This window comes from Haemophilus influenzae (genome assembly GCF_001457655.1).
In the GTDB taxonomy this organism is placed as follows: Bacteria; Pseudomonadota; Gammaproteobacteria; order Enterobacterales; family Pasteurellaceae; genus Haemophilus; species Haemophilus influenzae.
The window spans coordinates 43,182-69,317 of sequence record NZ_LN831035.1 but is presented as its reverse complement, the minus strand read 5'-3'; the positions used below and the strand labels follow the sequence as shown (position 1 = coordinate 69,317).

Here is a 26,136-nt window from a genome sequence, read left to right as displayed (position 1 = left end):
ACCTAACTAAATTTATTAACTTCACAAGGAGTCTACAATGAGTTCTCAATGTCCTTTCTCGCACTTAGCTGCAACAAACTTAACAATGGGTAACGGTGCACCCGTTGCTGATAACCAAAACAGCTTAACAGCTGGTCCGCGTGGTCCATTACTTGCACAAGATTTATGGCTTAATGAAAAATTAGCTGATTTCGTACGTGAAGTGATCCCAGAGCGTCGTATGCACGCTAAAGGTTCTGGTGCATTTGGTACTTTTACTGTCACACACGATATTACTAAATATACTCGTGCAAAAATTTTTAGTGAAGTGGGTAAAAAAACGGAAATGTTCGCACGTTTTACTACCGTGGCAGGCGAACGTGGTGCAGCAGATGCTGAGCGTGATATTCGTGGTTTTGCATTAAAATTCTATACTGAAGAAGGTAACTGGGATTTAGTAGGTAACAATACGCCAGTATTCTTCTTACGTGATCCACGTAAATTCCCAGATTTAAATAAAGCAGTAAAACGTGATCCTCGCACTAATATGCGTTCAGCAACTAATAACTGGGATTTCTGGACATTATTACCAGAAGCATTACACCAAGTCACTGTTGTAATGAGTGATCGTGGTATTCCAGCAAGTTATCGTCATATGCACGGTTTCGGTTCTCACACTTATAGTTTCTGGAACGAAGCGGGCGAACGTTTTTGGGTAAAATTCCACTTCCATACACAACAAGGCATCAAAAACTTAACTGATGCAGAAGCGGCTGCAGTCATCGCAAATGATCGTGAAAGCCATCAACGTGATTTATATGAAGCGATTGAACGTGGCGATTTCCCTAAATGGACATTATTTGTACAAATTATGTCGGAAGCAGATGCGGAAAAAGTGCCTTATCACCCATTCGACTTAACTAAAGTATGGCCGAAAAAAGACTATCCATTAATTGAAGTCGGCGAGTTTGAATTAAACCGTAACCCAGAAAACTTCTTCGCTGATGTAGAACAATCTGCATTTGCACCAAGTAACTTGGTTCCGGGTATTGGCGCAAGCCCTGACAGAATGTTACAAGCTCGTTTATTTAACTATGCGGATGCACAACGTTACCGTTTAGGTGTGAACTACCGTCAAATTCCAGTAAACCGTCCACGTTGCCCTGTTCATAGCAACCAACGTGATGGTCAAGGTCGTGTAGATGGTAACTACGGCAGCTTGCCACACTACGAGCCAAACAGCTTCAGCCAATGGCAACAACAACCAGACTTTGCTGAACCACCACTTCGTATCAATGGCGATGCGGCACACTGGGATTATCGTAACGATGATAAGGATTACTTCAGCCAACCGCGTGCATTATTTAACTTAATGAGTGCAGAGCAAAAACAAGCGTTATTCAACAACACTGCAGCTGCAATGGGCGATGCACCTGATTTCATCAAATATCGTCATATTCGTAACTGCCACTGGTGTGATGCCGCATACGGTGAAGGCGTTGCGAAAGCATTAGGTTTAACCGTTGAAGATGCATTAAAAGCTCGTGATACTGATCCTGCATTAGGTCAAGGTGGATTGTTATAATCTTTCGAGTTAATTATTTTAAATAAATAATAGTAGTAATGAATCTGCACCCAAAAGTTAGGCTAAGGTTTAACTGATTAGGGTGCAGATTTTTTTCAATGAAATATTACTAATTCATTACATAATACTTGAACGATTTTGTAATCGTTCAAAAATTTGAATGTAAAAATAACCTATAATAGCTTCCATTTTTTATGGTAAATATTGTATTTAAGTAATGCTAAATATATATCATGGCACAAAATAATGAGGTATAAAATGGCTATCATTCCCCGTCACTGCAGTAAAATCTTCGCGTAATCCCATACCGCAAGCCACATCCCCCACAACCCAAGAGCCGATAATTGGATACATTCCATCAAAACTTGGCAATTCAAATTTTTGTTGATAAACATAACCTGAATTAGCATAAAACGTTGAGTGTTCGCTTCCTTTCGCTGCAAATTCTACACCATTATTTTTCTCATAATAGAAAACATTGGCACCTTCTCGACCTAACAATGGTTTTTTCACCCACATCAATAAATCTTTTGGTAATTCAAAAGGCGTAAAATAAGCAGGCAATAAATTCGGATGATTAGGATAACGCGCCCAAAGTTTTGCCAATAGTGCTTTATTACTTAACAACATTTTCCACGCTGGTTCAATAAATCGTGTTTCAGCCGTTGTAATATGGCGAGCAAACTCAGCGTGGCTTAGCCATTCTAGCGGATACAATTTAAATAACATTTCAATAGGTTGATCATTTAAATCTACAAATTTTTTTGTTTCGCTGTTATAGCCAATATCTTCCACCGCTAATTGATGAATATTCCAACCTGCGTTATAAGCCACATCAGCTAAATAATCCACATTGCCCCAATCTTCACGGCCAGCATCCTGCATGGCACTCAAATGGAAATCTGTTTTGCCACTTTGTTGTTTCAAAAATTGGAAATGTTTTATTAATTCTTCATGAATCCAGTTAAATTGATCACGATGTTTCAAGCCCTCAATTTGCTCCAACCACTGCCATTGGACAATCGCTGCCTCCAACAAAGATGTTGGTGTATCGGCGTTATATTCAAACATTTTTAGGTTGTTGCCATCATAGCCAAAATCAAAGCGTCCATATAAATAAGGATCTTGATTACGCCAAGAGGTTTCAACAAGCTGTTTTTGCAACTCCGTAAAATGATAATTTTCATAATCGCCTTTTTTAATTTCATCCGCCGCAAAATCTAAACATATTGAATGCAATTCATTAGTTGTATCCTCAATGCGATCAATTTCCGCTAAGGTAAATTCATAGGCAACATTATCAGACCAATAATGAGATCCATCACTGGAAGGCAAGTTATAATAATCAAATCCAACATTAAGTAGCTGTTGCACCATATTTGGTCGAGTAGGAAACCCAGTTACACGTTTCATTTAGCCCCCACTGCTACGATGAGTATTATTTGGGCTACTAAAACCACCACGAGATACAGGTTTGCTATTCATGCTTCCTGCATTTCCTTTCACGAGCATTGGTTTTCCAACAGAACGATTCGTTTGAGGTTGCACAACTTGCCCTGTTGGTGTGGTGACAGCTCGATTTCCAGGATGATAGCTTGGGCCAAGGAAACTACTAATTGCACGAGCCGCCATATACCCTATAACGCCACCAGCAATTGCGGCTCCTAAAGAAGGATCGGTACTTTCAGCTTTTGCAGTTGATTCAGCATTGTTCTCGCTTTGATTAGCTTGTACATTATTTTCAGCTGGATTTTTTACCGCACTTTCTGCATTACCATTATCACGAATATTTAAACCAAGCCCCTGCTGTGGTGTAGTTTCAGTTTTCTGAGTACTTTCAGTATTTTTATCTGCCTCACAAAGCTCAATTTTTTTCCAATCCGCTAAACAATCGTCTAAAGACTGATACACATCACGTTGTACTTGCTCTTCTGAACAGCCTCCTAATAAGGCCACAATAGATAAACTAACTAAAATCTGATTTTTCTTTTTCATTGTTCTCAATTTTTATCGAATGGTTTTTACGCCTAGCCATTGCTCAGCCTGTTTATTAGTAATTTCTTCACGAGTCCACATACTCATTAAATCTGGTTGTGGATATTTATTGCTGTTATAGCCGACTAAACGGGCAAAATCAAATACAGCATGAGGATAGCCATTAATAAGCAACAAGGCTAAATAACCACTCTCATCCCAACAAATTTCAAGTTTGCGTGCTTCATGATGATTAGAGGTTGAATCAACATTATACACGTGCAACATATCCACTATCGGTTGAGCATTTTGACGCATATCGAGCGCATAAAAATAGCCAGTTTCGCCGTCATCTTCAAACATTACGGCAAAATGCTCAAATACTGTCGAATGTGTTCCCACTTGCTTTGGCGTTCCTAAAAAGAGTTCGTCCTCTAAAGTTAAATGTAACATTCTCTTTCCTTTAAATATTAGATATAAAAACACCGCACTTTTATACAAAGTGCGGTGAGATTTTACAGTAAATTCAGCGTGAATTACGCTTGACCTTTAACCGCTTTTAAGCCTGGGAATGCTGCTGGAGTACCAGCGCGTTCTAATGCTTCTTCGATACGGATTAATTGGTTGTATTTCGCAATACGGTCAGAACGGCTCATAGAACCAGTTTTGATTTGACCTGCTGCTGTACCCACCGCTAAATCAGCGATAGTTGCATCTTCAGTTTCGCCTGAACGGTGAGAGATTACAGCGGTGTAACCTGCATCTTTCGCCATTTTAATTGCTGCTAAAGTTTCAGTTAAAGAACCGATTTGATTGAATTTGATTAAGATAGAGTTTGCGATACCTTTTTCGATACCTTCTTTTAAGATTTTGGTGTTAGTTACGAATAAATCATCGCCCACTAATTGAACACGGTCGCCTAACACTTTAGTTTGGTATGCAAAACCTTCCCAGTCAGATTCATCTTGACCATCTTCGATAGACACGATTGGGTATTGTTTAGTTAATTCTTCAAGATAGTGTGTGAACTCTTGAGAAGTGAATGATTTACCTTCACCTTTCATTTCGTACATACCATTTTCTTTGTTATAGAACTCAGAAGATGCGCAGTCCATCGCTAAAGTAACGTCTTTACCTAATACATAACCTGCTTTTTCTACTGCTTCTTTGATACAGGCTAAAGCGTCTGCGTTAGAGGCTAAGTTTGGTGCGAAACCACCTTCGTCACCAACTGCAGTGCTCATGCCTTTAGATTTTAATACTTTTGCAAGGTTGTGGAATACTTCAGCACCGATACGAAGTGCTTCACGTAATGTTTTCGCACCAACTGGTTGAATCATGAATTCTTGGATATCAACGTTGTTATCTGCATGTTCGCCACCGTTAATGATGTTCATCATTGGTAATGGCATAGAATAAACACCAGCAGTGCCATTTAATTCTGCAATGTAAGCGTAAAGTGGTAAACCTTTAGATGCTGCAGCTGCTTTTGCGTTTGCTAAAGATACCGCCAAGATTGCATTTGCACCAAAGTTAGATTTGTTTTCGGTTCCGTCTAAATCGATCATGATTTGGTCGATTTCAGCTTGGTTTGTTGCATCTTTACCAACGATAGCTTGTGCAATTTCGTTGTTCACTGCCGCCACAGCTTTTAATACGCCTTTACCTAAGAAACGAGATTTGTCGCCGTCACGTAATTCTAATGCTTCACGAGAACCAGTTGATGCACCAGATGGAGCTGCTGCTAAACCAACAAAACCACCTTCAAGATGAACTTCAGCTTCAACAGTTGGATTACCGCGTGAGTCGATGATTTCGCGACCAATCACTTTAACGATTTTTGCCATTTTTATTTTCCTCAATTAAGTTAATTAAAACGGGTTAGGCGAGCCTAAAACAGGCGATATGATAAAGCTATTTTGAGATTTTGTCTTGTAAAAAATGCGTATGCTTTGATCTTTATCTATTTATTGTCTTGAGATACTTAGAGCGCAGGCATAAGCCGAGCTCCACGCCCACTGGAAGTTATAACCACCGAGCCAGCCCGTCACATCCAATACTTCACCAATAAAATATAAACCGCTGACTTGGTTGCTTTCCATTGTTTTAGAAGAAATTACTTTAGTATCCACCCCACCCATTGTGACTTCAGCTGTACGATAGCCCTCTGTGCCATTTGGAGTAAATTCCCAGTGATGAATAAAATCCACCAGATTTTTTACCCGCACTTTGCTGATGTTAGCGCTAACTTCATCTTGCACAATGCCTTGTTCAATCCAAAGTTCGACCAATTTTTTCGGCAATAATCGAACCAAGATGGTTTTCAACATTTGTTTTGGTGAATGTTGTTTTGCTTGATTAATTTCCTCTTCCACATTGTGGTTCGGTAATAAATCGATTTCCACTGACTCAGTGGGCTGCCAATAATTAGAAATTTGTAACACCGCAGGGCCTGAAATACCACGATGAGTAAACAAAAGCTGGTTGTAAAAAGATTTTCCGCACAGTGCCGTGATAGTGACAGGCAAGCTAATACCTGAAAGTGCGGTTAAAAATTTATCTGTTTCTCGATAAGTAAAAGGCACTAAACTCGCACGAGGCGGAATAACAGGAATGCCAAATTGTTCCGCAATTTGATAACCAAATGGCGTTGCGCCAAGCCCAGGCATAGAAAGCCCACCTGTCGCAACAATCAAATTTTTACATTGCCATTGGGTTGAATTTACCTGTAAAACAAACCGCACTTTTTCATCATTTTGAATCCGTTCAACTTGAGAAACTTCGCTACGCAATAAAATCTTAGCACCATATTTATCGCATTCAGATTTCAGCATTTCAACGATTTGTTCTGCACCCTCATCGCAAAATAATTGCCCCAATTCCTTTTCGTGATAAGCAATCCCTTGCTCCGCCACTAAAGAAATAAAATCCCAATTGGTATAACGAGCAAGTGCCGATTTGACGAAATGAGGATTTTGCGAAAGATAATGAGCTGGCGTAACCTCTAAATTGGTGAAATTACAAAACCCACCGCCCGACATCAAAATCTTACGTCCGATTTTTTTGCCGTTGTCGAAAACTGTCACCGACTTGCCTAGCTTAGCCAACTGTGCCGCGCAAAATAATCCTGCCGCACCCGCACCAATAATAATGTTTTCAGAATATTGGCTCACGGATTTTGTCCTTTTTCACCACGTTGTAAAAAATCCAACATCTTCATCCGTTGAATAACTGAACGACGATCCACTGCCGCATTACCTGAATCTAATAACTGCTGTAAATACATACCAGCTTGTTGATATTGGCGATTTTCTAAGGCAATTGTCGCCAACAAAGAAAGACTAGATACTTCATTTTTATCTTTTGCCAAAGCTTCATTCAAAAGTTGTTCTACTTTTTGGGTCATTTGCTGGCCTGCTTGATAATAAAGTGCGGTGGCTGCCAAGCCTAAAATATTAGGTTTACTGCCTGACAATTTTTCCGCATTAGAATAAGCCACAAGCGCACTATCAAATTCATTATTTTGCACATAGGCTTCCCCAAGTTGAAGCCAAGTTTCCGCATTATTTGGATCGATACGCAGTTTATTTTGGATCTTCTCAATCACATTTTGATTTTTGTGTTCATCATTCATTTCAACATTTTGATTATGTTGCTCAATCATCGATTGCTCGCCTTGTTGAACACGACTAAAACGATCAAGAGAAAAATAATAAGCAGTTGGAATAGCGATGAGTAAAGTAAAAAGCACAAAATAAATTTTGCTATTCACTTTTCTCTTAGAAAGTTTACTTGGCTCCCCTTGCTTGCGGGGGGAGCTGCCAAAGGTTGAGGGGAGGGAAATTATTTCATCATTCTCTAGTTGTTGTGCAACCACTTTTTCTGAAAACTGTTTTTTCCTATTTGAGAAATAAAGCAATACTGCAGCTAGAATTAAAAGGGCGACTGGCAATAACCATAACAACGCCGTATTCCATTTGAATGGCGGTTTGTAATTCACAAAATCACCAAATCTAGCCGTCATTTGATCGATAATTTGCTGATTACTTTTGCCCTCATCCACCATTTTGTACACTTCAAGACGCAAGTCATAAGCAATTGGAGAATTAGATTCCACCAAATTTTGGTTCTGACATTGTGGACAGCGTAAAGATTTTGCCAACTCTACGGCGCGAGTACGATCATCTTGATTTTGAAATTGATAGGTATCCACCATTTCCGCTTGGGCGAATAAGGAAAATGCGAATAAAAGTGCGGTTGCAAAAAAGACTGTTTTTTGAACCTGAATAAAACCGCGAGTAAAAATATCTAATATGCTTTTCATTTGTTCTTCAATGCTTTAATTTTCGGCAAAAATACTGTTTGCCAAGTTTCTTTATCCAGTAAACCAGAATGGCGATAACGAATCACACCATTTTCATCCACAAGGTAAGTTTCTGGCGCGCCATCCACGCCCAATTTTAATCCCAATTTCCCATGACTATCATCAATGGTCAAGACGAACGGATTGCCCATTCGCTTAAGCATTTCAATGCCATTTTGCGGATTATCACGGTAATCCACGCCCACAATAGGCAACGTTTTTGCAATCTCAATTAACAGAGGATGTTCTTCTTTGCAATAACCACACCAACTTCCCCAAACATTTAATAAAAATGGCTGTTTAGGAAACTCGTTCGGGCTTACGATTTGTGATGGCTCATGTAAATTAGCCTGATAAAACTCTGGAACAGGTTTATCAATTAAAGCCGAAGCAATTTTTTTCGGATCTTGATTTAACCCTGCAATTAATAATATACACACGCCTAAAAGCACAAAGAGAGGTGTAAAAAAGATAAGTTTTTTGTTCATTATTTTTCCTGTTTTCTGCGTAATCCGAAAACGCTAAAAAGTGCGCCAAAGGCCATTAAAATACCGCCCGCCCAAAGCCAACGAATCAGTGGTTTATAATGTAAGCGGAAAGTAAATTCCCCTTTGCCAAGAGAATCGCCCATCACAATATATAAATCGCCCCAAAAACCACCATCAAGCCCCACTTCACTCATTGTCATTGTTCGTACATCGTAATAACGGCGTTCTGGGATAATTTCTGCATAAGGTTTACCATTTTTAGTTACGTCAAAAAAGGCGACTTCTGCCGTAAAATTTGGCCCAATTTCATTAGAAAATTGGCGATAATGAAATTCATATTGCCCCAGCGTTTGACTTTGTTGCGGTGCTAAACGCACACCAATTTCACTGCCAAAATACCCAGTCATCACCGCACCAATAGTCACAATCGCCACGCCACAATGCGCTAAAATCATCCCAAATTGAGACAAGCGAATTTGTCGCCAATTTTGCCATAACGTGACGAATAAAAGCCAAATCGCAAGAGTTAATAACACAAAGGCGAAAGCGTGAAAATTCAACGCAGAATTATGGCGTAGCTGTTGCCAAATCATTAGGCCTGCAAGAATCAAAGACGGAATAAGCAACCACCCACAACGTATCAATAATGTGCGATCAAATTGCCCCTTACGTATGCTAAGCACAATTACCATTAAGATTAAAATCGCCGTAATAATGGGGAAGAAAATACTATTAAAATAAGGACTTCCCACCGAAATTGAGCCCCAATTCATCGCTTGGAATAACATCGGGTAAAAAGTACCTAAAAAGGTAGAAACCGTCGCAATGGTCAGCAAAATATTCAGTAATAAAATGCCACCCGATTTAGAAATGAACTGAAATTTCACCGCACTTTCTGATGAACTTCCCGCTCGTAAAGCGAATAAACCAAAGGCTAACGCTGTCAAAACAAAGAAAATTAATAACAACACATAACCGCGCGTGTTATCCAATGCAAAGGCGTGCACAGAAGTAAGCGCACCAGAACGAACAATAAACGTGCCTAATACGCTAAAGGCAAAAGCAAGCAGAGAAAAAAGCGTTGTCCAATAACTAAATACGCCTTGTTTTTCCGTCGCCATTAAACTGTGCAATAACGCCAAACCAAGCAACCAAGGCATTAAAGACGCATTTTCTACGGGATCCCAGAACCACCAACCGCCCCAGCCAAGTTCGTAATAAGCCCACCACGCACCAAGCACAATACCAATGGTTAAAAACAACCAAGAAACCAACACCCATCCACGCATTGAGCGGGCAATTTGTCGTGCAGATTGGTTATAAATCAACGCACTCAAACTCATTGCAAAATTTACCGCAAAGCCCACATAGCCAACATATAATAACGGCGGATGGAAAATTAATCCCACATCTTGCAACATTGGATTGAGATCGCGCCCTTCTGCGGGAGCAGGGAAAATGCGTCCAAATGGATTGGAATAAAATAAAATAAATACCGCAAAACCAAAGCAAATCAATCCCAATAAAGATAAAGATTGAGCGGAAAAAGTGCGGTCATTTTTTCGATTAAAAAAAGCAAAAGCAGCAAGCCATAAACTCAATGAAAATAACCAAAACAACATTGAACCTTCATGTCCTCCCCAAGTGGCAGCCATTTTAAAAAATGTAGGTAATTGGGAATTAGAATGTGCCGCGACATATTCAAGGGTGAAATCATCCACCGCAAAAGAATAAGCAAGCAAACCAATTGAGAACGTCGTCGCAAGGGTAAAAATATAACTAAGCGGCCAAGCAGCATTAATTAAAGTCGAATTTTTTTTGAATAACCCAAATTGAGGCACTAACGCAAGAAAAAACGCGCTAGCTGTTGCGAGTAAAAGAAGGAAAAAGCCAAGTTCTGGAAGCATAATGTCGTCGTTTTTTCGTTGATGCGCAGATAAAGTCGCTAATCAAGTATGTTTCATTAATAAAATTAAAAATAGCACCTTGATAGGTGCTATTGTGCTTCTAAAAATTAATGATTAAATTCAGCACCTAAACAAGGGCGAATTTTATTTAACATTTCTTTAATTACGCGTGATGGAGCAGCAATGATATTGCCACTGCGTAAATAGCCATTACCAGCATCAAAATCACAGACTAAGCCACCTGCTTCACGCACGATTAAATCGCCAGCAGCACAATCCCATGCTTTTAAGCCCATTTCAAAATAACCATCAATACGGTTTGACGCCACATAGCATAAATCCAATGCAGCAGAACCCGTGCGACGGAAATCCGCAGCATCTTCAATTAAGGCATTCATCATTGCAAATTGAGCTGGCATTAATTTTGGTTGTTTGAATGGGAAACCAGTGGCTAAAATTGAACCTTGAATTTCACGTTTACTATCTACACGTAAACGTACTTCATTTAATTTTGCACCTTCGCCACGCACAGCGGTAAATAATTCATTACGGATTGGATCGTAAACAACCCCGACTTCAGTGCGATTTTTTACACGAACTGCGATAGACACAGAAAAGTGGGGAAGCCCTGTCATAAAATTACGAGTACCATCTAGCGGATCAATAATCCATTGTACATCGCTATCTTTGCCTTCAATTGCGCCTGTTTCTTCCGTAATAATTGTGTGATCAGGATAAGATTTACGAATAACTTCAATGATTTCTGCTTCAGACGCTTTATCAACGTTTGTTACATAATCATTAATACCTTTTTGTGTGCTTTCGATAGCATCACGGCGTTCATAATTTTTAGCAATCACATTGCCCGCTTTTCGTGCCGCACGAATAGCGATATTTAACATTGGATTCATATTTCCACCAGCTTTTAAAGAACAGAAAAATTCTGTGCCATTATAGCGAGATTTGCCAAAATAACCAGTTGAAAATCATAAAACAATGGTTTTTATAGGTTTTCAGAAAAACTTTGCGATACAGATCGCAAAAATAGTATGAAGTGATTTTTCCATTAATTATTTGCCATTAAAGTGCGGTAGAAAATTGGAGCGTTTTATGCAGAAAGGTATGACATTAGTGGAATTATTGATTGGGTTAGCCATTATCAGTATTGTGCTGAATTTTGCAGTACCATTATGGAAAACCGATTCGCCTAAAACGATTTTAGCCAAAGAGCAACATCGCCTGTATTTATTTCTACGCCAAATTCAGGCTCGGGCAGAAAATTCATCGGAAGTGTGGTTTTTACTTATCAATCGTAATCTTGCGACACAGCAATGGTGCTTAACGGCACAAGTAAAAAATAACCAAACTTGTGATTGTTTAAATCCGATAAATTGCCCGAAAGAGGTTTATGCTCATTTTTATTACCCTTATTTTCCTAACAAAACGATGATTCAAAGTCATCATATTTATCCAAAAGAAATCACGAGATTTGATGGCATTCGTAATACTATCGTTACTCGTTGCTTTATTCTACAAGCGGAAAATGAACGTACGTTATTTTTATTTTTCAATGTTGGCAGTATTCGTTTGAAAACTAATCAATTTGATAGTGCTTGTAATTAATGATGAAAGTATTATTAAAAGGGCAAACCCTATTAGCGCTGATGATTTCACTAGCATTGTCGTCTTTATTATTGCTAAGCATTTCGCATTTTTATGTGCAAATACAAACGCAAAATCAACAGATGTTATTACATTTAAAATTACAAGCTGAATTACAACGAACATTACAGTTAATAGGTAAAGATCTTCGCCGATTAGGATTTCGAGCATTAAATGCAAAACTGACGGAAAGCAATTTATCTTTATTTGAATTAGATGAACAAGGCACAGCTATTTTTATTAGCCAAGAAGATAATGCACCACCTAATAGCTGCGTGTTGTTCTTTTATGATTTAAATAAAAATGGGTGTATTGGCAAAGGTTCGCCGAAAACCTGTATGAAAAAAGGTAAAAATACATCTAAAAGTAGTACTGAAGAATTATTCGGCTATAAAGTGAGTAACAAAATGATAAAAACCAAACTGACTTATCAAAGTGTTATTCCTACTAATTGCACGGCAGAAACTTGTAAACGTGCTTTTCAACAAACCGCTTGTAACGCTGGTGGTGGATGGGCAGATTTATTAGATAACAACGAATATGAAATCACTAGGTTACAATTTAATTGGTTAATTGAAGGCAAAGGATTAGAAATCAAGCTAAAAGGAAATTTAAAACAAACCCCAAATATCAGTTATGAAACCTCCCTTGTCGTTGCTCTTTGGAATCAAAAACAATGACAATACAAAAAGGTATTATTACGCTGACTATTCTGATTTTTATTTCAGGCTTATTAAGCGTAATCTTATTGTTAGATGATAGCAATTTAAGTTTTTTTCGGGCGCAACAAAATCAACGAAAACTGTATGTGGAAAGAACATTACAATTACAAAGAATAACAGCCTTGAAAAAACAAACTGCCTGCCTTGATTTATCATTAAATAATGATGAAAGTGTAAAGCAAATCAGCATTACGCTTGATGGTGCCACAGATTCAATTCAATATTTTCTTTGGTGTGAAAGAATGAGCCTATTTAAAAAATCGCCTAAAAAGGGAGATAATCAAGGCGCATTGAAAGATTTTGTGAGTGGCGAAAAACTTGCCTATTTTCGACCGCACTTTTCTTCTCCGCCCAGAATTTTAAACGCGAATAAAACGCCTAAACTTTATTGGTTTTCAGATTCACAAGCAGAGGTTGAAATTAATGGCACGGTGTCTGCCGTATTAATTGCAGAGGGCGATTTAAAATTGACTGGCAAAGGGAGGATTAGTGGCGCAGTGATTACCAACGGGAATTTAACTTTAGATGGCGTAACTTTAGCTTATGGGAAAAAGACGGTGGTCGCTTTAGTGCAACAATATAGTCAGTGGAAGTTAGCAGAAAAAAGTTGGAGTGATTTTAATGTTCAGGATGAATAAAGGAATGTCTCTTATTACATTGTTATTTTCTTTAGCTTTATTTAGCGTTTTATTTCTTGTTTTTAATCAATGGACGGCAGAACAGCGAAAAAGTGCGGTAAAAATTTATCAAGATTTTCAGGCAACACAAATTGCAGAGAATCAAGCTCAACGCCAATTTTTAGGGTTAGCTTGTGAACAATTGATACAACAAAATGGCTTAACTTTTCGTATTCGATGTGAAAATGAACGCATTATTGTGCGTTATCCTACGAGTGAAATTTTGATAAAAACTCAGTAAAATGGCGTTGTTTTTTCTAGGTTAAATCATCAAAAGGTCGCCATTGTGTTCATTATTTATTATTCCAATCAGCTTGAAAAACAAAAAGAAATTCTTTCTTCTTTATTCAAATCTTTACCACCTGAAGATCCTTTTCAACAAGATATTATTTTGGTGCAAAGCCCTAATATGGCACAATGGCTACAAATTGAACTCGCCAAAGAAACAGGCATTTCAGCGAACCTAAAATTTCCTATGCCAGCAAGTTTTATTTGGCAGCTTTATGCTCAAAATTTACCCGCAACGGCATTGGAAAACCCTTTTGATAAAGATTCAATGATGTGGCGTTTAATACGCTTAATCCCGACTTTTCTCGAGAAAGAAAATTTTTTGCCTTTACGAAATTATTTAGCATCTTCGCCACATTCTGAACAATACAAACTTTATCAACTTAGCAGTAAAATAGCCGACTTATTTGACCAATATTTAGTTTACCGAGCTGAATGGATTTTTGCTTGGGAAAAAGGCGAAGATGAACAAATCACTGCGCAAATACGAAAGCAACAACCTAACCTAAACGATACGTTGTTTGAGCAAATTCAAGGCAATATAAAATGGCAAGGGGAGCTATGGCGTGCGTTGGTCGTCGATGTTAAATCAGATGTTGATGATGCTACACATCGAGCGGCTTTGCATAATCAGTTCTTAGCCTTGCTTGCGGATAAAAAAGCACCGAAAAAATTACCTTCACGCATATTTATTTTTGGTATTCCAGCGCTTCCAACTGCTTATCTCAATATTTTGCAAGCGATATCCTCTGAAGTGGATATTCATTTATTTTTTAATAATCCTTGCCAAGAATATTGGGGGGATATTAGTGATCTACGCCTTGATTATTTGCGTTCTCGTCAGCGTTATCAATTCAATAAACAAAATGAAAATCAACCGCTCTTTTCTGAGGAACAACTTTCTCAACTAGAAAACGCTCAGTTTGACGTCACTTATCAAAATGAAAACCTTCAAGTAGGCAATCCATTGCTGGCGGCTTGGGGGAAAATGGGACGAGATTTTCTCTATACCTTAGTGCGAGATGAAGAACATATTCCAACTTATCCCGTCAATGCTTATCAAGAAATTAAATCGAACAGTTTACTTGGACAATTGCAATCTCAAATTCTGCATTTAGAAAATAAACCGTTAAATATCGCAAAAAATGACCGCACTTTAACTCTACATTCTTGCCACAGTGCTATGCGGGAAGTGGAAGTCTTGCACGATTATTTACTCGATTTATTCAATCAAGATCCTAACCTTACGCCAAAAGATGTAGTTGTTATGGTGGCAGATATAAATCAATACACGCCTTATATTCAGGCCGTTTTCGGGCAAAAAAATAGAAATGCTCCACAAATTCCATTTTCACTTTCAGATAATAAACTTTCAGAAAGCGATGTGTTGGTCTCAAGTTACTTAACTTTATTACGCTTAAAAGAAAGCAATTTTAGTGCGGAAGATGTGTTAGCGTTGTTGGATATTCCTGCGACGCGAGAACGATTTAATATTTCTCTTGCTGATTTACCATTAGTGCGAGAATGGGTGGCGGATTCAGGGATTCGTTTCGGTTTGCAAAAAAATCAAGATGGCATCAATTTTAATTCTTGGCAAGCTGGATTAGAAAGAATGATTTTAGGCTATGCGATGCGTGAAGAGCAGGGTATTTGGCAAGATAGTTTGGGGTTAAACAGCAGCTATGGCTTAAAAGGTGAACTTGCTGGAAATTTATCGTACTTTTTCACCGCACTTTCCTTGCTGCATGAAACCCTGCAACAAGCACATTCCATCGAAAAATGGCAAGAAATTTTAACCGCACTTTTATCAGATTTCTTCGTACAAAATGAAGACACTAGCGACACGATTTTCTATATTCAAGAGAAAATTAATGAATTAGCTGAGCATCTAAAAATGCTCCATTTTACTGAAAAATTACAAGCAGATGTGATTGCCGATGTCATCACAATGAAATTGGAAGATGCGCCAAATAGCCTCAAATTCCTTGCAGGGAAAGTAAACTTCTGCACCTTATTACCAATTCGTTCAGTGCCATTCAAAGTGGTTTGTTTACTTGGAATGAATGATGCCGATTACCCAAGAACACAAACACCAAACAGTTTTGACTTAATGCAATATCATTATCAAAAAGGCGACCGTGTTCGCCGTGATGATGATCGTTATTTGTTCTTAGAGGCCTTATTAGCCGCACGTAATTATTGCTATATCAGCTATATTGGGCGTTCCATTACCGATAATCAACCGAAAGAACCCTCCGTATTGGTAAGCCAACTCGTGGATTATATTAATCAAGGGCAAAAGGAAAATGTCCTTACTGTCATTGAACATCCAATGACCGCATTTAGCCCAGATAATTTCAAATATAACGAGAAATTTACCCGCTCTTTTGCGACAAAATGGTTGCCAATGGCTCAATTTGACGCAAGTGCAAGTAATTCGGAATTTGCCGTCACTATGACAGAAAACCCAGAAAAAATCGAAGAAGTTGAACTGGATTCTTTAGTCAGCTTTGTGGAAAATCCAGTGAAATTTTTCTTTGAAAAACAACTTGGTGTTTATTTCCGCGATAAAGATGAACGCATTGCTGACAGTGAAAACTTCACTTTAAGTGGGTTAGATAATTATTCTCTCAATAATGACTTAATTTACCTTGATGAACAAAATTTTGCTGATTATTTTAGACAAGCAGAAGTAAAAGGCGTGTTACCGCGCGCAGAGTTTGGAAAGGTTTATGCTGAAAATATTCGCGATAATGTTTTAGAATTTAAAGAGAAAATAGCCGATCTTGGCGAGCCTAAACAGGCTTCTATAGATTTTAATATTGCCGTAGATTGGCAAAACGAAAATCAAAAAATCCGTTTATTTGGTTATATGGAGGCTTTATTTGGCGATAATTCACAAGTCATTCACTGGCATTTTGCGAAATACAAAGATCGTTATTGTATTCGTCCTTGGATTTATTATTTAATTCAATGTGTTACACAAGAAAATGCGGTACCAGCAAAATTAATTACGCAAGATAAGGTTCTCGAATTACCGCCTATTGAGCGTGAAGTTGCGCTTGCTCAATTACAAATTTACGTAAAAGATTATTTACAAAGCCAAATAGAAATACAATTGGTGCCAACAGTAAGAAATATAAGTGATTTTATTGTAAGTGATGAAAATTCCGTTTCTGAAAAACTTCAGGAATTAACTGAAAGTAATGGTTTCGGGTCAAAAGCCGATCCATATTGGTCACGAGTATTAGCGCAGACCTCAAGATTTAAACAACCTGAAAATATTGCGAAATTATTAAAACAAACAAAAGCTTGGTTTGGCTTATTATTCGCACAAAAGAAGACAAGAAAGGCACAAAGCTAATCGTCAAATAACCTATTTTTTAGTAGAATAACACCCTTTTATGGAGAATTATCTATGCACTGTCCATTTTGTGATACAGAAGAAACTAAAGTCATTGATAGCCGTTTAGTATCTGATGGTTATCAAGTTCGCCGCCGCCGTGAGTGCGGTCATTGTCACGAACGTTTTACTACTTTTGAAATGGCAGAATTAATCATACCGAAAATTATCAAAACTGATGGTACACGTGAGCCATTCAATGAAGATAAATTGCGCAGCGGTATTCAACACGCCTTAGAAAAACGTCCTGTAAGTGCAGATGATGTAGAAAAAGCAATTAATCACATAATTCTTCAACTGCGTGCAACTGGAGAACGTGAAGTGCCAAGTAAGTTAGTGGGTAAACTTGCGATGAATGAATTAAAAAAACTCGATAAAGTGGCTTATATTCGTTTTGCATCAGTCTATTTAAGTTTTGATGATATTGATCAATTCACTATCGAAATTGAAAAATTAAAGGATTAATTATGCTTGAATTCTCCTCACAAGATTGCGTATTTATGCAACGTGCCTTAGATTTAGCCGCCAAAGGTCAATATACCACTACACCGAACCCATCGGTGGGATGCGTATTGGTTAAAAATGGTGAAATTGTGGGGGAGGGCTTTCATTTTAAGGCAGGACAACCTCATGCTGAACGCGTTGCTTTAGCTCAAGCTGGTGAAAATGCTAAAGGAGCAACCGCTTACGTCACCTTAGAGCCTTGTTCTCACTATGGGAGAACACCACCTTGTGCATTAGGATTAATTGAGGCGGGCGTAGTGAAAGTCATTGCGGCTATGCAAGATCCGAATCCTCAAGTCGCAGGAAAAGGTTTGAAAATGTTGTCTGATGCTGGTATCGAAAGTGCAGTGAATCTATTAAACGATCAAGCGGAAAAAATAAATAAAGGCTTTTTAAAACGAATGCGTCAAGGTATGCCTTTTGTTCAACTAAAACTTGCCATGAGTTTAGATGGACGAACTGCAATGGCAAGTGGAGAAAGTAAATGGATTACGGGCCCAGATGCTCGTTCGGACGTACAAAAAATGCGAGCAAAATCATCCGCACTTTTATCTACTTCTGCGACAGTACTTGCAGATGATCCAAGCCTTAATGTACGCTGGGACGAATTTCCTGAAAATCTTAAAACAGAATATAAAAAAGAATGGCTTCGCCAGCCTGTGCGAGTCATTTTAGATTCACAACATCGCATTCAGCCGACTCATAAACTTTTTTTAACCCATTCTCCCGTTTGGTTAGTCTCTAGTGAAACACGAGATTTAACAGGCTTTCCTGATTTTTGTGAACAAATTATTCTTCCGAAAGAAAATTTACTAAAAGAATTAATGCGAGAGCTGGGAAAACGACAAATCAATACCCTTTGGGTAGAAGCTGGAGCAAATTTAGCGGGCAGTTTAATTGATGCGAAATTAGTGGATGAATTGATTATTTACATTGCGCCAAAATTACTTGGAGACAATGCTCGTGGTCTATGCCAATTACCGAATTTAACTAAACTTGCCGATGCACCATTATGGCAACTCAATGAATTAGAACAAATCGGTGACGATATAAAATTAACTTACACACCGAAAGGAGTCTAAATGCTTAAAAAACTTTTCCATTCCGCACTTTGGGGCTTGGCTGCTGCGGGCGTGATTTTGTTTGCGGTTCCAAGACTGAATAACAGCAATATCTTCACTTCAGACGATATTATATCGTTCAAAAATGCCGTGCGTATTGCCTCTCCAGCAGTAGTGAATGTTTATAACCGCTCTTTTTCTTCCGCCAGCATTAATGATAATGATCAGCTACAAGTGAATAACTTAGGTTCTGGTGTGATTATGAGTAAAGATGGCTATATTCTGACGAATAAACACGTCATCCAAAATGCAGATCAAATTGTAGTAGCGTTGCAAAACGGAAATATTTTTGAGGCCAGTCTTGTTGGTTCAGATGATCTCACTGATCTCGCTGTTCTTAAAATTCGTGCAGATAATCTTTCAACTATTCCACAAAATTCAGCGCGTCAAGCTCACGTCGGCGATGTGGTATTAGCAATCGGTAATCCCTACAACTTAGGACAAAGCGTGTCTCAAGGAATCATTAGCGCAATCGGTCGTAATGCGGTAGGCGATTCGGTGGGCAGACAAAATTTTATTCAAACTGATGCTTCAATTAACCGCGGCAACTCAGGTGGCGCATTAATTAATTCTGCTGGGGAATTGGTTGGAATTAGCACGCTAAGTATTGGCAAAACCGCCAATGAAATCGCAGAAGGACTAAATTTTGCCATTCCAATAGATATTGCAAATGATGTACTACGTAAAATTATGCGTGATGGACGTGTGATTCGAGGTTATTTTGGTGTACAAAGTGATATTAGTTCAAGTAGTGAAGAAGGCATAGTTATCACAGACGTAAGCCCGAACAGCCCAGCTGCGAAATCAGGTATTCAAGTTGGCGATGTGATTTTGAAATTAAATAATCAAGAGGGGATTTCAGCCAGAGAAATGATGCAAATTATCGCAAATACAAAACCTAATTCAAAAGTTCTCGTCACCATTCTACGATTAGGCAAAATCTTACAAATTCCAGTTGTTATTGAAGAATTTCCAGTAAATTAAAAATAGCGGTCTATTTTGACCGCTGTTTTCATTATATTTAATACTTTCTTTTCAATTTGAAAATTTATTTGTTCTAACCCCTTTTCTGACATTTCGGGCAAAAGAAACTATTACGCTGTCCAATAATTAAACTTTCAATTTTTCCACCGCACTTTGGACAAGGTTTATCTTTATTGCCATATACCAATAATTCTTGTGCAAAATAACCTGGGCGACCATCGGGCTGTAAAAAATCTTTAAGTGTTGTTCCACCTTGAATAATGGCTTTTCTCAAAACATCTTTAATCGTGTTCACTAAAGAGAAACATTGATTGCGCGTCAAATTTTTAGCGAGTTTAAGGGGATGAATGCCACAAATAAACAAACTTTCATTCGCATAAATATTTCCAACGCCCACTACCACAGCGTTATCCATCAAGAAAGTTTTAAGTGCGGTAGATTTTTGACGAGATTTTTTGAATAAATATTCTGCATTAAATTCATCAGAAAGTGGTTCAGGGCCTAACTTTAAGAAAAGATGAAAGTCATCTAGATTCTCCGTCCACAACCAAGCACCGAAACGGCGAGGATCGTTATAGCGTAATAACTTGCCATTATTCACTACAATATCAATATGATCATGTTTATCTATTGCACTATCCTGTGGCACGATTCGAACAGATCCAGACATACCTAAATGCCCGATGATATAGCCTTTTTCCGTGTGAATAATCAAATATTTTGCTCGACGAGTGAGATCGACAATTTTTACATTTTTTAGCGTTATTAATTCTTCTGATACAGCCCAGCGCAATTTAGGCTTGCGCACGACAACTTTCTCAATCGTAAAATTCTTAAGATAAGGGCTAATACCACGTAGTGCAGTTTCGACTTCAGGAAGTTCTGGCATGATTTTCAACTTAGTAAGTGGATAGAATAATGATATAAAGTGCGGTTAGTTTTACCATTTTTTTATATTCTTTGAAAATTAAAATGATGAATATTTCAAAAATATAGGTAGTTATCTAATGGATAAAATTTATATATCTCGTTTGATCTATGCTAAAAGATTTTTATTTTACAGAATAGCCGCCTGTTTTCAGATACAAGCGGTTATTTTTTGTGTTAATTGACTAACTAATTAATCAATGGGTGGTGTGTAAGTGCCATTTTTGATGTCATCTTTAATGCGATTTGCTTCTGTTAGTACTTGAGTTAATAACGCTTTAACATTTTCCAATGTTGCAATCGGGCTTAGGGTAGTCATTTTCAGTGATTGTTTGTCGCCTACTTTAGTCACGCCAATATTCGCTTCTCCTCGAGCAAAGAGTTCATCTGCCACGTTTTGGTTTAGTGCATCAATAAATTCAGCTGGATAGTCTTTTGGTACGACACGGAATAACACCGATGCAAACTGACTTGGCACAAGCATTTCTAAGGCAGGAGTATCGTTGATGTATTGCTCGACTTCTTTGGTCAGTTTTACGCCGTGATCGATCATTGAAGCGTAAAGATCTTCGCCCAATGCTTCAAGGGTAAACCATAATTTTAATGCGTCGAAACGACGAGTTGTTTGTAGCGATTTTGCCACTAAGTTTGGCACGCCGTGAGCTTCATCATATTCCGAATTGAGATAATCCGCTTTGTAATTGATAAAGCGATAGTTCTCAGGATCTTTCAACAAGAACGCCCCACACGAGATCGTTTGGAAGAAGTGTTTGTGGAAATCAAGCGTGATGGAATCAGTTAATTCAATACCATCTAAGAAATAGCGATAATCTTTGGAAAGCAATAATGCGCCACCCCAAGCGGCATCAACGTGTAACCACGCTTGATATTCATCGGCAAGTTTGCGGATTGCTTTTAAATCATCAATTGCGCCAGCATCTGTTGTGCCTGCGGTAGCGACAATACAGGCAGTAATTTTGCCATCAGCTTTAAGCTGTGCAAGTGTTTGTTTAAGTGCAATAAGATCCATTTGTGCATTGGCATTTGATGGCACGGTCACGACCGATTGGAACCCCATGCCCATCATTGCCATATTTTTTTGTACAGAGAAATGTGCGTTTTCTGAACAAATCACTTTCACTTTTTGCATTGCTTCTGCTGGAATACCATCACGTTGTACTGACCATTCAGAGCCGTCTTCGTTTTTCCAGTGGTTTGCAATCGCCCAATCGCGTGCCAACAATACGCCCATTAAGTTAGATTGAGTACCACCAGAAGTGAACACGCCTGATGTGCCTTCGCCATAGCCTGCTTTTTGGCGTAGCCAGTTGATCAAATGCTCCTCCATAATTGAACCTGCTGGGCTTTGATCCCATGAATCCATTGATTGGTTGGTCGCATTAATCAGTACTTCCGCAATTTGGCTTGTTACCATCGTTGGGCAATGTAAATGGGCAAGTGAGTGTGGATGATGTACTTTAAGGCTTGGATTAAGGAAAATTTTTACCAAATGATCGAGTGATTTCTGTACACCCATACCCTCTTTCGTCGGATTAAAACCGCTTATTAAGGCTCGCATTTGTTTGATTGAACCGCCTGTGTACATTTTTTCATTTTTCAGCCAAGCAGAGACTGCTTGCACCGCATTATACATCGCTGTTTCATAATCGTTAATGGCTTCGTTATCGTTGCAAAACAAAGCTTGTTTGTGTTGTTTGAGGTTTGACATAATTATTCCTAGATATGAATTACACCCAATTTTCTGTACGTAATGCTATAACTCGCTCAAATTCTCTTAAATTGTTACTAACCAGAATTAACCCTTCACTACGAGCATGAGCAGCTATATGAATATCATTTTCGCCAATCAATTTCCCTTGTTTAGAGAGTTCAGCTTTAATATTGCCGAAATGAGCTGCATGCTTTGGTTGGTAATCTAAAATGGTGAGGCGTGATAAGAAATCTTCAATAACCGCAATGTTTCTTTCGGGATATTCGCTTTTTTCAGCTCCATAATAGAGTTCAGCCACAGTAATGCTACTCACGCACATTTTTCCTGCATTTTGATTAAAGCGAGAAAGAATTTCCAATGGCCTACGCTTAATCACGTAAATCACAATGTTAGTATCAAGCATATATTTCAACACTATAAAGCCTCACGCTCTGGTTGAAATGCAATTTCTCGTTCATTCATAAAATCATCGCTAACTGCTTGATCATTCAAGAAAAAACTATCCCAAGATTGGTTGAGAGGCGATAAAATCCGATCACTGCCCGATACACGAACCGATAATTTTTTGATTTCTTCAGAAAAGCGAACTTCAGCGGGCAAACGCACAGCTTGACTTCGATTAGTCATAAAAACAGAGGCTTCAATCATAGTTATTCCTTATGCTTAATTGTATATAGCATAAGTATATCCCAGTTTTATACAGTTGAGTAGAAAAAAGGTGGGATTTCCCTACCATTTTGAATTTACAAGCGGTCAAAATTCGCAAAACATTTGCAAAATCAGACCGCTTTTAATTAACTACGCACCACTTTCAATGCGTCTACAACAGATTGTTTGAAGCGTTTGATGAACTCTTCACATTCACTTTGGTTGATGTTTACCGCACAAAGCACGCGAACCACGTTGCCACCGCGTCCGCCACGTTCGAGCAAGAGTTTGTTTTTGAAGCAAGCTTTTTGGATTGCTGCCGCTAATTCACAATCGCGCGGGTAAGCCCCTATCGCATCTTTCGCTTGGCGTTCGTCTACAATATCGATCCCCATCATTAAGCCACGACCACGTACGTTGCCGATGCACGGATATTCTTTGCTTAATTCACGTAATGCGTTGGTTAAGTATTCACCACGCTCTTGGGCATTTTGTGCGAGGTTTTCATCACGCATAATTTTAAGTGAAGCGTAACCTGTCGCCATCGCTAATTGATTGCCACGAAATGTACCTGTATGTCCTGCAGGTTGCCAAGCATCAAATTCTTTACGAATAGCTAATACAGCTAATGGTAAGCTGCCACCAACTGCTTTTGACATCACAATAATATCAGGCTCAATGCCTGCGTGTTCAAAGGCGAACATTCTTCCAGAACGGCAGAAACCCGCTTGCACTTCATCGACGATCATTAAAATGCCGTGTTTTTGGGTTACTTCACGTACTTTTTGTAAGAAGCTTATTGGTGCTGGAACAACGCCGCCTTCTCCTTGGATTGCTTCTAAAATTACTGCAGCTGGTTTTACTACGCCACTTTCTACATCTTCGATGAAGTTCTCAAAGTAATGTTCAACTGCTTTCGCGCCTGCTTCGCCACCAATGCCAAATGGGCAGCGGTATTCGTGTGGATATGGCATAAATTGTACGCCAGGCATTAAATTTTCAACGGCATTTTTTGCACCAAGATTACCCGTTAAGGCTAATGCCCCTTGGGTCATACCGTGAAAACCGCCAGAGAAAGCAATGATATTGCCACGCCCTGTGTAAGTTTTGGCTAATTTGATGGCTGCTTCATTTGCATCTGCACCAGAAGGGCCTGTGAATTGTAAGATATATTTATCTTTCGGGAAGAATGACAATAATTCTTCACTAAACGCATCTTTAAGTGGAGTGGTTAAATCTAAAGTGTGTAACGGCAATCCGCTATCTAATACGTCTTTAATGGCTTGCATTAATATAGGATGATTATGTCCTAATGCAAGGGTTCCTGCGCCTGCTAAAAAGTCTAGGTATTCATTACCTTCAACATCAGTAACCCAACAGCCTTGTGCTTTTGCATAGGCAAAAGGTAATTTGCGAGGATAACTACGTACGTTGGATTCCATTACATCTTGGCGATCTAAAAAATGTTGGTTTGAAGCAAGAATTGCTTGTACAGGGGTAATCATTGTCATTTTTGATTAAAACCTTCTAAAAGAGGTGAAAAAAATAAGTCGGGTGCCTTGCGATAAATTTACTGTTTATAAAACAGACACATAGGGCATTTGACTCGCTACTTATTAAAAAAAGCGTTTCAGCTTTTTTGTTTTTACCCTAGTTTGCCCATTGGACGGGCTAGGTTGGAAACAGGTTTTGATGTAGGGTTACGTCAAAACGGGGACAATTGTATATTCTTTTTGCAATATGAAAAGCAAATTTAGCTTCTTACGAGTCAAACGGCTAAATAAAAAGCAAACGTTTCTAATAAGAACAAATAAAAAACCCGAGTTTCTACTCGGGTTTAAAATAATTAAATCAATATTATTTGATTTTTGCTTCTTTATAGATAACGTGTTTACGCACTACTGGATCAAATTTTTTGATTTCCATTTTTTCAGGCATATTACGTTTGTTTTTATCAGTTGTGTAGAAGTGACCTGTCTCTGCAGTAGAAACTAAACGGATTTTCTCACGAGCACCTTTAGCTGCCATTTTTTAGCTCCTTAGATTTTTTCGCCACGAGCACGGATTTCAGCTAATACTGCATCAATGCCTTTTTTATCAATAATACGCATACCTTTCGCAGTTAAACGTAAGGTTACGAAACGGTTTTCACTTTCAACCCAGAAACGGTGAGTGTGAAGGTTTGGAAGAAAACGACGACGTGTCGCATTCATTGCGTGTGAGCGGTTATTACCCACAGCTGGACGCTTGCCTGTTACTTGACAAACTCTAGACATAATAATCTCCAATAATTAAATATAAGCTCGAGCTTACGGTTCGGATTGTTTAAAGCTGGTTAAACCTAGCTTGCTACCTCGTCAGGTCGCGCTAATCCGACCCGCTTACTATATTAAAGGTCGCAAATTATACTGACTTTGTTTTCATTTCTCAAGTGTAAATGCGATTTTCCTGAATGTAATCGGTAAAAAAATGGTCAATATTATAAAAATTTATAATAAACAATTCTCCGCGAAAGAATAACAATCGCTTTTCCCTACAATTAAATGATCAAGCACGCGAATTTCCATTAGTTCAGCCGCATCTTGAATTTTTTTAGTAATAAGTTGATCCGAATAACTCGGCTCCGTTATACCTGAAGGATGATTATGTGCCAAAATTAAAGCTGCCGCATTACAATAGAGTGCTTCTTTAATAATTTCTCGCGGATAAACCGCTGATACATTAATTGTACCTAAAAATAACCGCTCTTTTTTAATCAAACGATGTTGATTATCTAAAAATAAAACCATAAATACTTCTCTTTCCTCGTGTTGCAATTCAGTGAGTAAAAAAAGTTTTACCGTTTCAAGATCATTAATAATCGGCGTACTTAACATCTCTTGCTTTAAATAACGCTTGGTCATTTCCGTAATCGCTTGCAGTTGAATAAATTGCGTAATACCTAAGCCTTTTACAGAACAGAAAGCTTTTTTATCTGCGGAAAGTAAAGCGTGCAAGGAGCCAAAATGCGTTAATACATTTTTAGAAAGTGACATAACAGGACAATCTTTGATACCAGTACGTAAAAAAATCGCAAGTAGTTCATAATCACTTAATGCTTTTGCTCCGAATGCCAGCAATTTTTCCCGTGGCATTAATTCATCATTGTTTTCCATATATTTATAAAAGAAAA

Annotated in this window: 26 protein-coding genes; 9 read left to right on the top strand and 17 right to left on the bottom strand. The window is 38.4% G+C overall.

The features are described 5' to 3' along the window. Window positions 1-37: 37 nt before the first annotated feature. Window positions 38-1,564: a catalase gene (locus AT683_RS00330; RefSeq protein WP_038440292.1), complete on the top strand. Its 1,527-nt coding sequence runs from the start codon at window positions 38-40 to the stop codon at window positions 1,562-1,564. A gap of 231 nt (window positions 1,565-1,795) precedes the next feature. Here the strand turns inward: AT683_RS00330 and AT683_RS00325 are convergent, their stop codons facing one another. The 9 genes from AT683_RS00325 to suhB form a co-directional block, all read right to left on the bottom strand. Beyond that, entirely contained in the window at window positions 1,796-2,977 is a 1,182-nt protein-coding gene (locus AT683_RS00325) for a glutathionylspermidine synthase family protein (RefSeq protein ID WP_011272295.1), read from the bottom strand. Next, on the bottom strand, window positions 2,978-3,559 hold the full coding sequence (locus tag AT683_RS00320) for a DUF1190 domain-containing protein (protein ID WP_005655898.1): 582 nt from the start codon (window positions 3,557-3,559) through the stop codon (window positions 2,978-2,980). Between the two features lie 12 nt (window positions 3,560-3,571). After that, a complete protein-coding gene (locus AT683_RS00315) occupies window positions 3,572-3,991 on the bottom strand; it encodes a DUF2251 domain-containing protein (protein WP_005636440.1) in 420 nt (139 codons plus the stop codon). 83 nt (window positions 3,992-4,074) lie between these two features. Beyond that, window positions 4,075-5,385: a phosphopyruvate hydratase gene (eno, locus tag AT683_RS00310; RefSeq protein ID WP_005655903.1), complete on the bottom strand. Its 1,311-nt coding sequence runs from the start codon at window positions 5,383-5,385 to the stop codon at window positions 4,075-4,077. Window positions 5,386-5,505: 120 nt separating this feature from the next. After that, entirely contained in the window at window positions 5,506-6,711 is a 1,206-nt protein-coding gene (locus AT683_RS00305; RefSeq protein ID WP_050845842.1) for a BaiN/RdsA family NAD(P)/FAD-dependent oxidoreductase, read from the bottom strand. After that, on the bottom strand, window positions 6,708-7,862 hold the full coding sequence (gene nrfF / locus AT683_RS00300; RefSeq protein ID WP_050845843.1) for a heme lyase NrfEFG subunit NrfF: 1,155 nt from the start codon (window positions 7,860-7,862) through the stop codon (window positions 6,708-6,710). The genes AT683_RS00305 and nrfF overlap by 4 nt, the downstream gene beginning before the upstream one ends. Beyond that, complete coding sequence (locus tag AT683_RS00295) at window positions 7,859-8,389, bottom strand: DsbE family thiol:disulfide interchange protein (protein WP_050845844.1); 531 nt, start codon at window positions 8,387-8,389, stop codon at window positions 7,859-7,861. Before AT683_RS00295 ends, nrfF begins: the two co-directional genes overlap by 4 nt. Beyond that, entirely contained in the window at window positions 8,389-10,296 is a 1,908-nt protein-coding gene (gene nrfE / locus AT683_RS00290) for a heme lyase NrfEFG subunit NrfE (RefSeq protein WP_050845845.1), read from the bottom strand. Before nrfE ends, AT683_RS00295 begins: the two co-directional genes overlap by 1 nt. A 107-nt stretch (window positions 10,297-10,403) precedes the next feature. Beyond that, the gene (gene suhB, locus AT683_RS00285; RefSeq protein ID WP_005664157.1) at window positions 10,404-11,207 is read right to left on the bottom strand and encodes an inositol-1-monophosphatase; all 804 of its coding nucleotides are present in this window, start codon (window positions 11,205-11,207) and stop codon (window positions 10,404-10,406) included. A gap of 199 nt (window positions 11,208-11,406) precedes the next feature. On the opposite strand from suhB, the gene AT683_RS00280 reads away from it, so the two are divergent. From AT683_RS00280 to degS, 8 genes are read left to right on the top strand one after another with little or no spacing between them, the layout of a single operon-like run. Continuing rightward, window positions 11,407-11,919, top strand: a complete 513-nt coding sequence (locus tag AT683_RS00280; protein ID WP_005651545.1) for a pilus assembly FimT family protein — start codon at window positions 11,407-11,409, stop codon at window positions 11,917-11,919. Beyond that, window positions 11,919-12,638 carry a PulJ/GspJ family protein gene (locus AT683_RS00275; protein ID WP_050845846.1) on the top strand — a complete coding sequence of 240 codons (720 nt, stop codon included), beginning with the start codon at window positions 11,919-11,921 and terminating at the stop codon, window positions 12,636-12,638. The genes AT683_RS00280 and AT683_RS00275 overlap by 1 nt, the downstream gene beginning before the upstream one ends. Beyond that, window positions 12,635-13,318 carry a DUF2572 family protein gene (locus AT683_RS00270; RefSeq protein ID WP_011272301.1) on the top strand — a complete coding sequence of 228 codons (684 nt, stop codon included), beginning with the start codon at window positions 12,635-12,637 and terminating at the stop codon, window positions 13,316-13,318. The genes AT683_RS00275 and AT683_RS00270 overlap by 4 nt, the downstream gene beginning before the upstream one ends. Then, window positions 13,311-13,598: a DUF5374 domain-containing protein gene (locus tag AT683_RS00265; protein ID WP_021034778.1), complete on the top strand. Its 288-nt coding sequence runs from the start codon at window positions 13,311-13,313 to the stop codon at window positions 13,596-13,598. The genes AT683_RS00270 and AT683_RS00265 overlap by 8 nt, the downstream gene beginning before the upstream one ends. 45 nt (window positions 13,599-13,643) lie before the next feature. Beyond that, window positions 13,644-17,009, top strand: a complete 3,366-nt coding sequence (gene recC, locus AT683_RS00260; RefSeq protein WP_050845847.1) for an exodeoxyribonuclease V subunit gamma — start codon at window positions 13,644-13,646, stop codon at window positions 17,007-17,009. 54 nt (window positions 17,010-17,063) lie between these two features. Further along, window positions 17,064-17,513, top strand: a complete 450-nt coding sequence (gene nrdR, locus AT683_RS00255) for a transcriptional regulator NrdR (protein WP_005648026.1) — start codon at window positions 17,064-17,066, stop codon at window positions 17,511-17,513. Between the two features lie 2 nt (window positions 17,514-17,515). Further along, complete coding sequence (gene ribD, locus AT683_RS00250; protein WP_011272304.1) at window positions 17,516-18,634, top strand: bifunctional diaminohydroxyphosphoribosylaminopyrimidine deaminase/5-amino-6-(5-phosphoribosylamino)uracil reductase RibD; 1,119 nt, start codon at window positions 17,516-17,518, stop codon at window positions 18,632-18,634. Next, entirely contained in the window at window positions 18,635-19,657 is a 1,023-nt protein-coding gene (gene degS / locus AT683_RS00245) for an outer membrane-stress sensor serine endopeptidase DegS (RefSeq protein WP_005693292.1), read from the top strand. Window positions 19,658-19,730: 73 nt separating this feature from the next. Here the strand turns inward: degS and mutM are convergent, their stop codons facing one another. From mutM to radC, 8 genes are all read right to left on the bottom strand, one after another. Next, a complete protein-coding gene (gene mutM / locus AT683_RS00240; RefSeq protein WP_011272305.1) occupies window positions 19,731-20,546 on the bottom strand; it encodes a DNA-formamidopyrimidine glycosylase in 816 nt (271 codons plus the stop codon). 231 nt (window positions 20,547-20,777) lie between these two features. Further along, on the bottom strand, window positions 20,778-22,313 hold the full coding sequence (gene ddc / locus AT683_RS00235; protein WP_011272306.1) for an L-2,4-diaminobutyrate decarboxylase: 1,536 nt from the start codon (window positions 22,311-22,313) through the stop codon (window positions 20,778-20,780). A 19-nt stretch (window positions 22,314-22,332) separates the two neighbouring features. Then, on the bottom strand, window positions 22,333-22,731 hold the full coding sequence (gene vapC / locus AT683_RS00230) for a type II toxin-antitoxin system tRNA(fMet)-specific endonuclease VapC (RefSeq protein ID WP_005651560.1): 399 nt from the start codon (window positions 22,729-22,731) through the stop codon (window positions 22,333-22,335). Next, the gene (gene vapB2, locus AT683_RS00225) at window positions 22,731-22,964 is read right to left on the bottom strand and encodes a type II toxin-antitoxin system antitoxin VapB2 (protein ID WP_005648011.1); all 234 of its coding nucleotides are present in this window, start codon (window positions 22,962-22,964) and stop codon (window positions 22,731-22,733) included. Before vapB2 ends, vapC begins: the two co-directional genes overlap by 1 nt. Window positions 22,965-23,110: 146 nt before the next feature. Further along, window positions 23,111-24,475, bottom strand: coding sequence for a diaminobutyrate--2-oxoglutarate transaminase (locus AT683_RS00220; RefSeq protein WP_005651563.1), 1,365 nt, complete (start codon window positions 24,473-24,475; stop codon window positions 23,111-23,113). 346 nt (window positions 24,476-24,821) lie between these two features. Further along, complete coding sequence (rpmG, locus tag AT683_RS00215) at window positions 24,822-24,992, bottom strand: 50S ribosomal protein L33 (protein WP_005613503.1); 171 nt, start codon at window positions 24,990-24,992, stop codon at window positions 24,822-24,824. Between the two features lie 11 nt (window positions 24,993-25,003). Further along, complete coding sequence (gene rpmB, locus AT683_RS00210; protein ID WP_005542826.1) at window positions 25,004-25,240, bottom strand: 50S ribosomal protein L28; 237 nt, start codon at window positions 25,238-25,240, stop codon at window positions 25,004-25,006. Window positions 25,241-25,453: 213 nt separating this feature from the next. Then, window positions 25,454-26,119, bottom strand: a complete 666-nt coding sequence (gene radC, locus AT683_RS00205) for a RadC family protein (RefSeq protein ID WP_013526173.1) — start codon at window positions 26,117-26,119, stop codon at window positions 25,454-25,456. Window positions 26,120-26,136: the final 17 nt, after the last annotated feature.

Excerpts from the sequence above, each read along its gene's own strand:
- AT683_RS00330 (WP_038440292.1), top strand. The coding sequence starts at position 38 with ATGAGTTCTCAATGTCCTTTCTCGCACTTAGCTGCAACAAACTTAACA.
- AT683_RS00325 (WP_011272295.1), bottom strand. The coding sequence starts at position 2,977 with ATGAAACGTGTAACTGGGTTTCCTACTCGACCAAATATGGTGCAACAG.
- AT683_RS00320 (WP_005655898.1), bottom strand. The coding sequence starts at position 3,559 with ATGAAAAAGAAAAATCAGATTTTAGTTAGTTTATCTATTGTGGCCTTA.
- AT683_RS00315 (WP_005636440.1), bottom strand. The coding sequence starts at position 3,991 with ATGTTACATTTAACTTTAGAGGACGAACTCTTTTTAGGAACGCCAAAG.
- eno (WP_005655903.1), bottom strand. The coding sequence starts at position 5,385 with ATGGCAAAAATCGTTAAAGTGATTGGTCGCGAAATCATCGACTCACGC.
- nrfF (WP_050845843.1), bottom strand. The coding sequence starts at position 7,862 with ATGAAAAGCATATTAGATATTTTTACTCGCGGTTTTATTCAGGTTCAA.
- AT683_RS00295 (WP_050845844.1), bottom strand. The coding sequence starts at position 8,389 with ATGAACAAAAAACTTATCTTTTTTACACCTCTCTTTGTGCTTTTAGGC.
- nrfE (WP_050845845.1), bottom strand. The coding sequence starts at position 10,296 with ATGCTTCCAGAACTTGGCTTTTTCCTTCTTTTACTCGCAACAGCTAGC.
- suhB (WP_005664157.1), bottom strand. The coding sequence starts at position 11,207 with ATGAATCCAATGTTAAATATCGCTATTCGTGCGGCACGAAAAGCGGGC.
- AT683_RS00280 (WP_005651545.1), top strand. The coding sequence starts at position 11,407 with ATGCAGAAAGGTATGACATTAGTGGAATTATTGATTGGGTTAGCCATT.
- AT683_RS00275 (WP_050845846.1), top strand. The coding sequence starts at position 11,919 with ATGATGAAAGTATTATTAAAAGGGCAAACCCTATTAGCGCTGATGATT.
- AT683_RS00270 (WP_011272301.1), top strand. The coding sequence starts at position 12,635 with ATGACAATACAAAAAGGTATTATTACGCTGACTATTCTGATTTTTATT.
- AT683_RS00265 (WP_021034778.1), top strand. The coding sequence starts at position 13,311 with ATGAATAAAGGAATGTCTCTTATTACATTGTTATTTTCTTTAGCTTTA.
- nrdR (WP_005648026.1), top strand. The coding sequence starts at position 17,064 with ATGCACTGTCCATTTTGTGATACAGAAGAAACTAAAGTCATTGATAGC.
- ribD (WP_011272304.1), top strand. The coding sequence starts at position 17,516 with ATGCTTGAATTCTCCTCACAAGATTGCGTATTTATGCAACGTGCCTTA.
- degS (WP_005693292.1), top strand. The coding sequence starts at position 18,635 with ATGCTTAAAAAACTTTTCCATTCCGCACTTTGGGGCTTGGCTGCTGCG.
- mutM (WP_011272305.1), bottom strand. The coding sequence starts at position 20,546 with ATGCCAGAACTTCCTGAAGTCGAAACTGCACTACGTGGTATTAGCCCT.
- ddc (WP_011272306.1), bottom strand. The coding sequence starts at position 22,313 with ATGTCAAACCTCAAACAACACAAACAAGCTTTGTTTTGCAACGATAAC.
- vapB2 (WP_005648011.1), bottom strand. The coding sequence starts at position 22,964 with ATGATTGAAGCCTCTGTTTTTATGACTAATCGAAGTCAAGCTGTGCGT.
- AT683_RS00220 (WP_005651563.1), bottom strand. The coding sequence starts at position 24,475 with ATGACAATGATTACCCCTGTACAAGCAATTCTTGCTTCAAACCAACAT.
- rpmG (WP_005613503.1), bottom strand. The coding sequence starts at position 24,992 with ATGGCAGCTAAAGGTGCTCGTGAGAAAATCCGTTTAGTTTCTACTGCA.
- rpmB (WP_005542826.1), bottom strand. The coding sequence starts at position 25,240 with ATGTCTAGAGTTTGTCAAGTAACAGGCAAGCGTCCAGCTGTGGGTAAT.
- radC (WP_013526173.1), bottom strand. The coding sequence starts at position 26,119 with ATGGAAAACAATGATGAATTAATGCCACGGGAAAAATTGCTGGCATTC.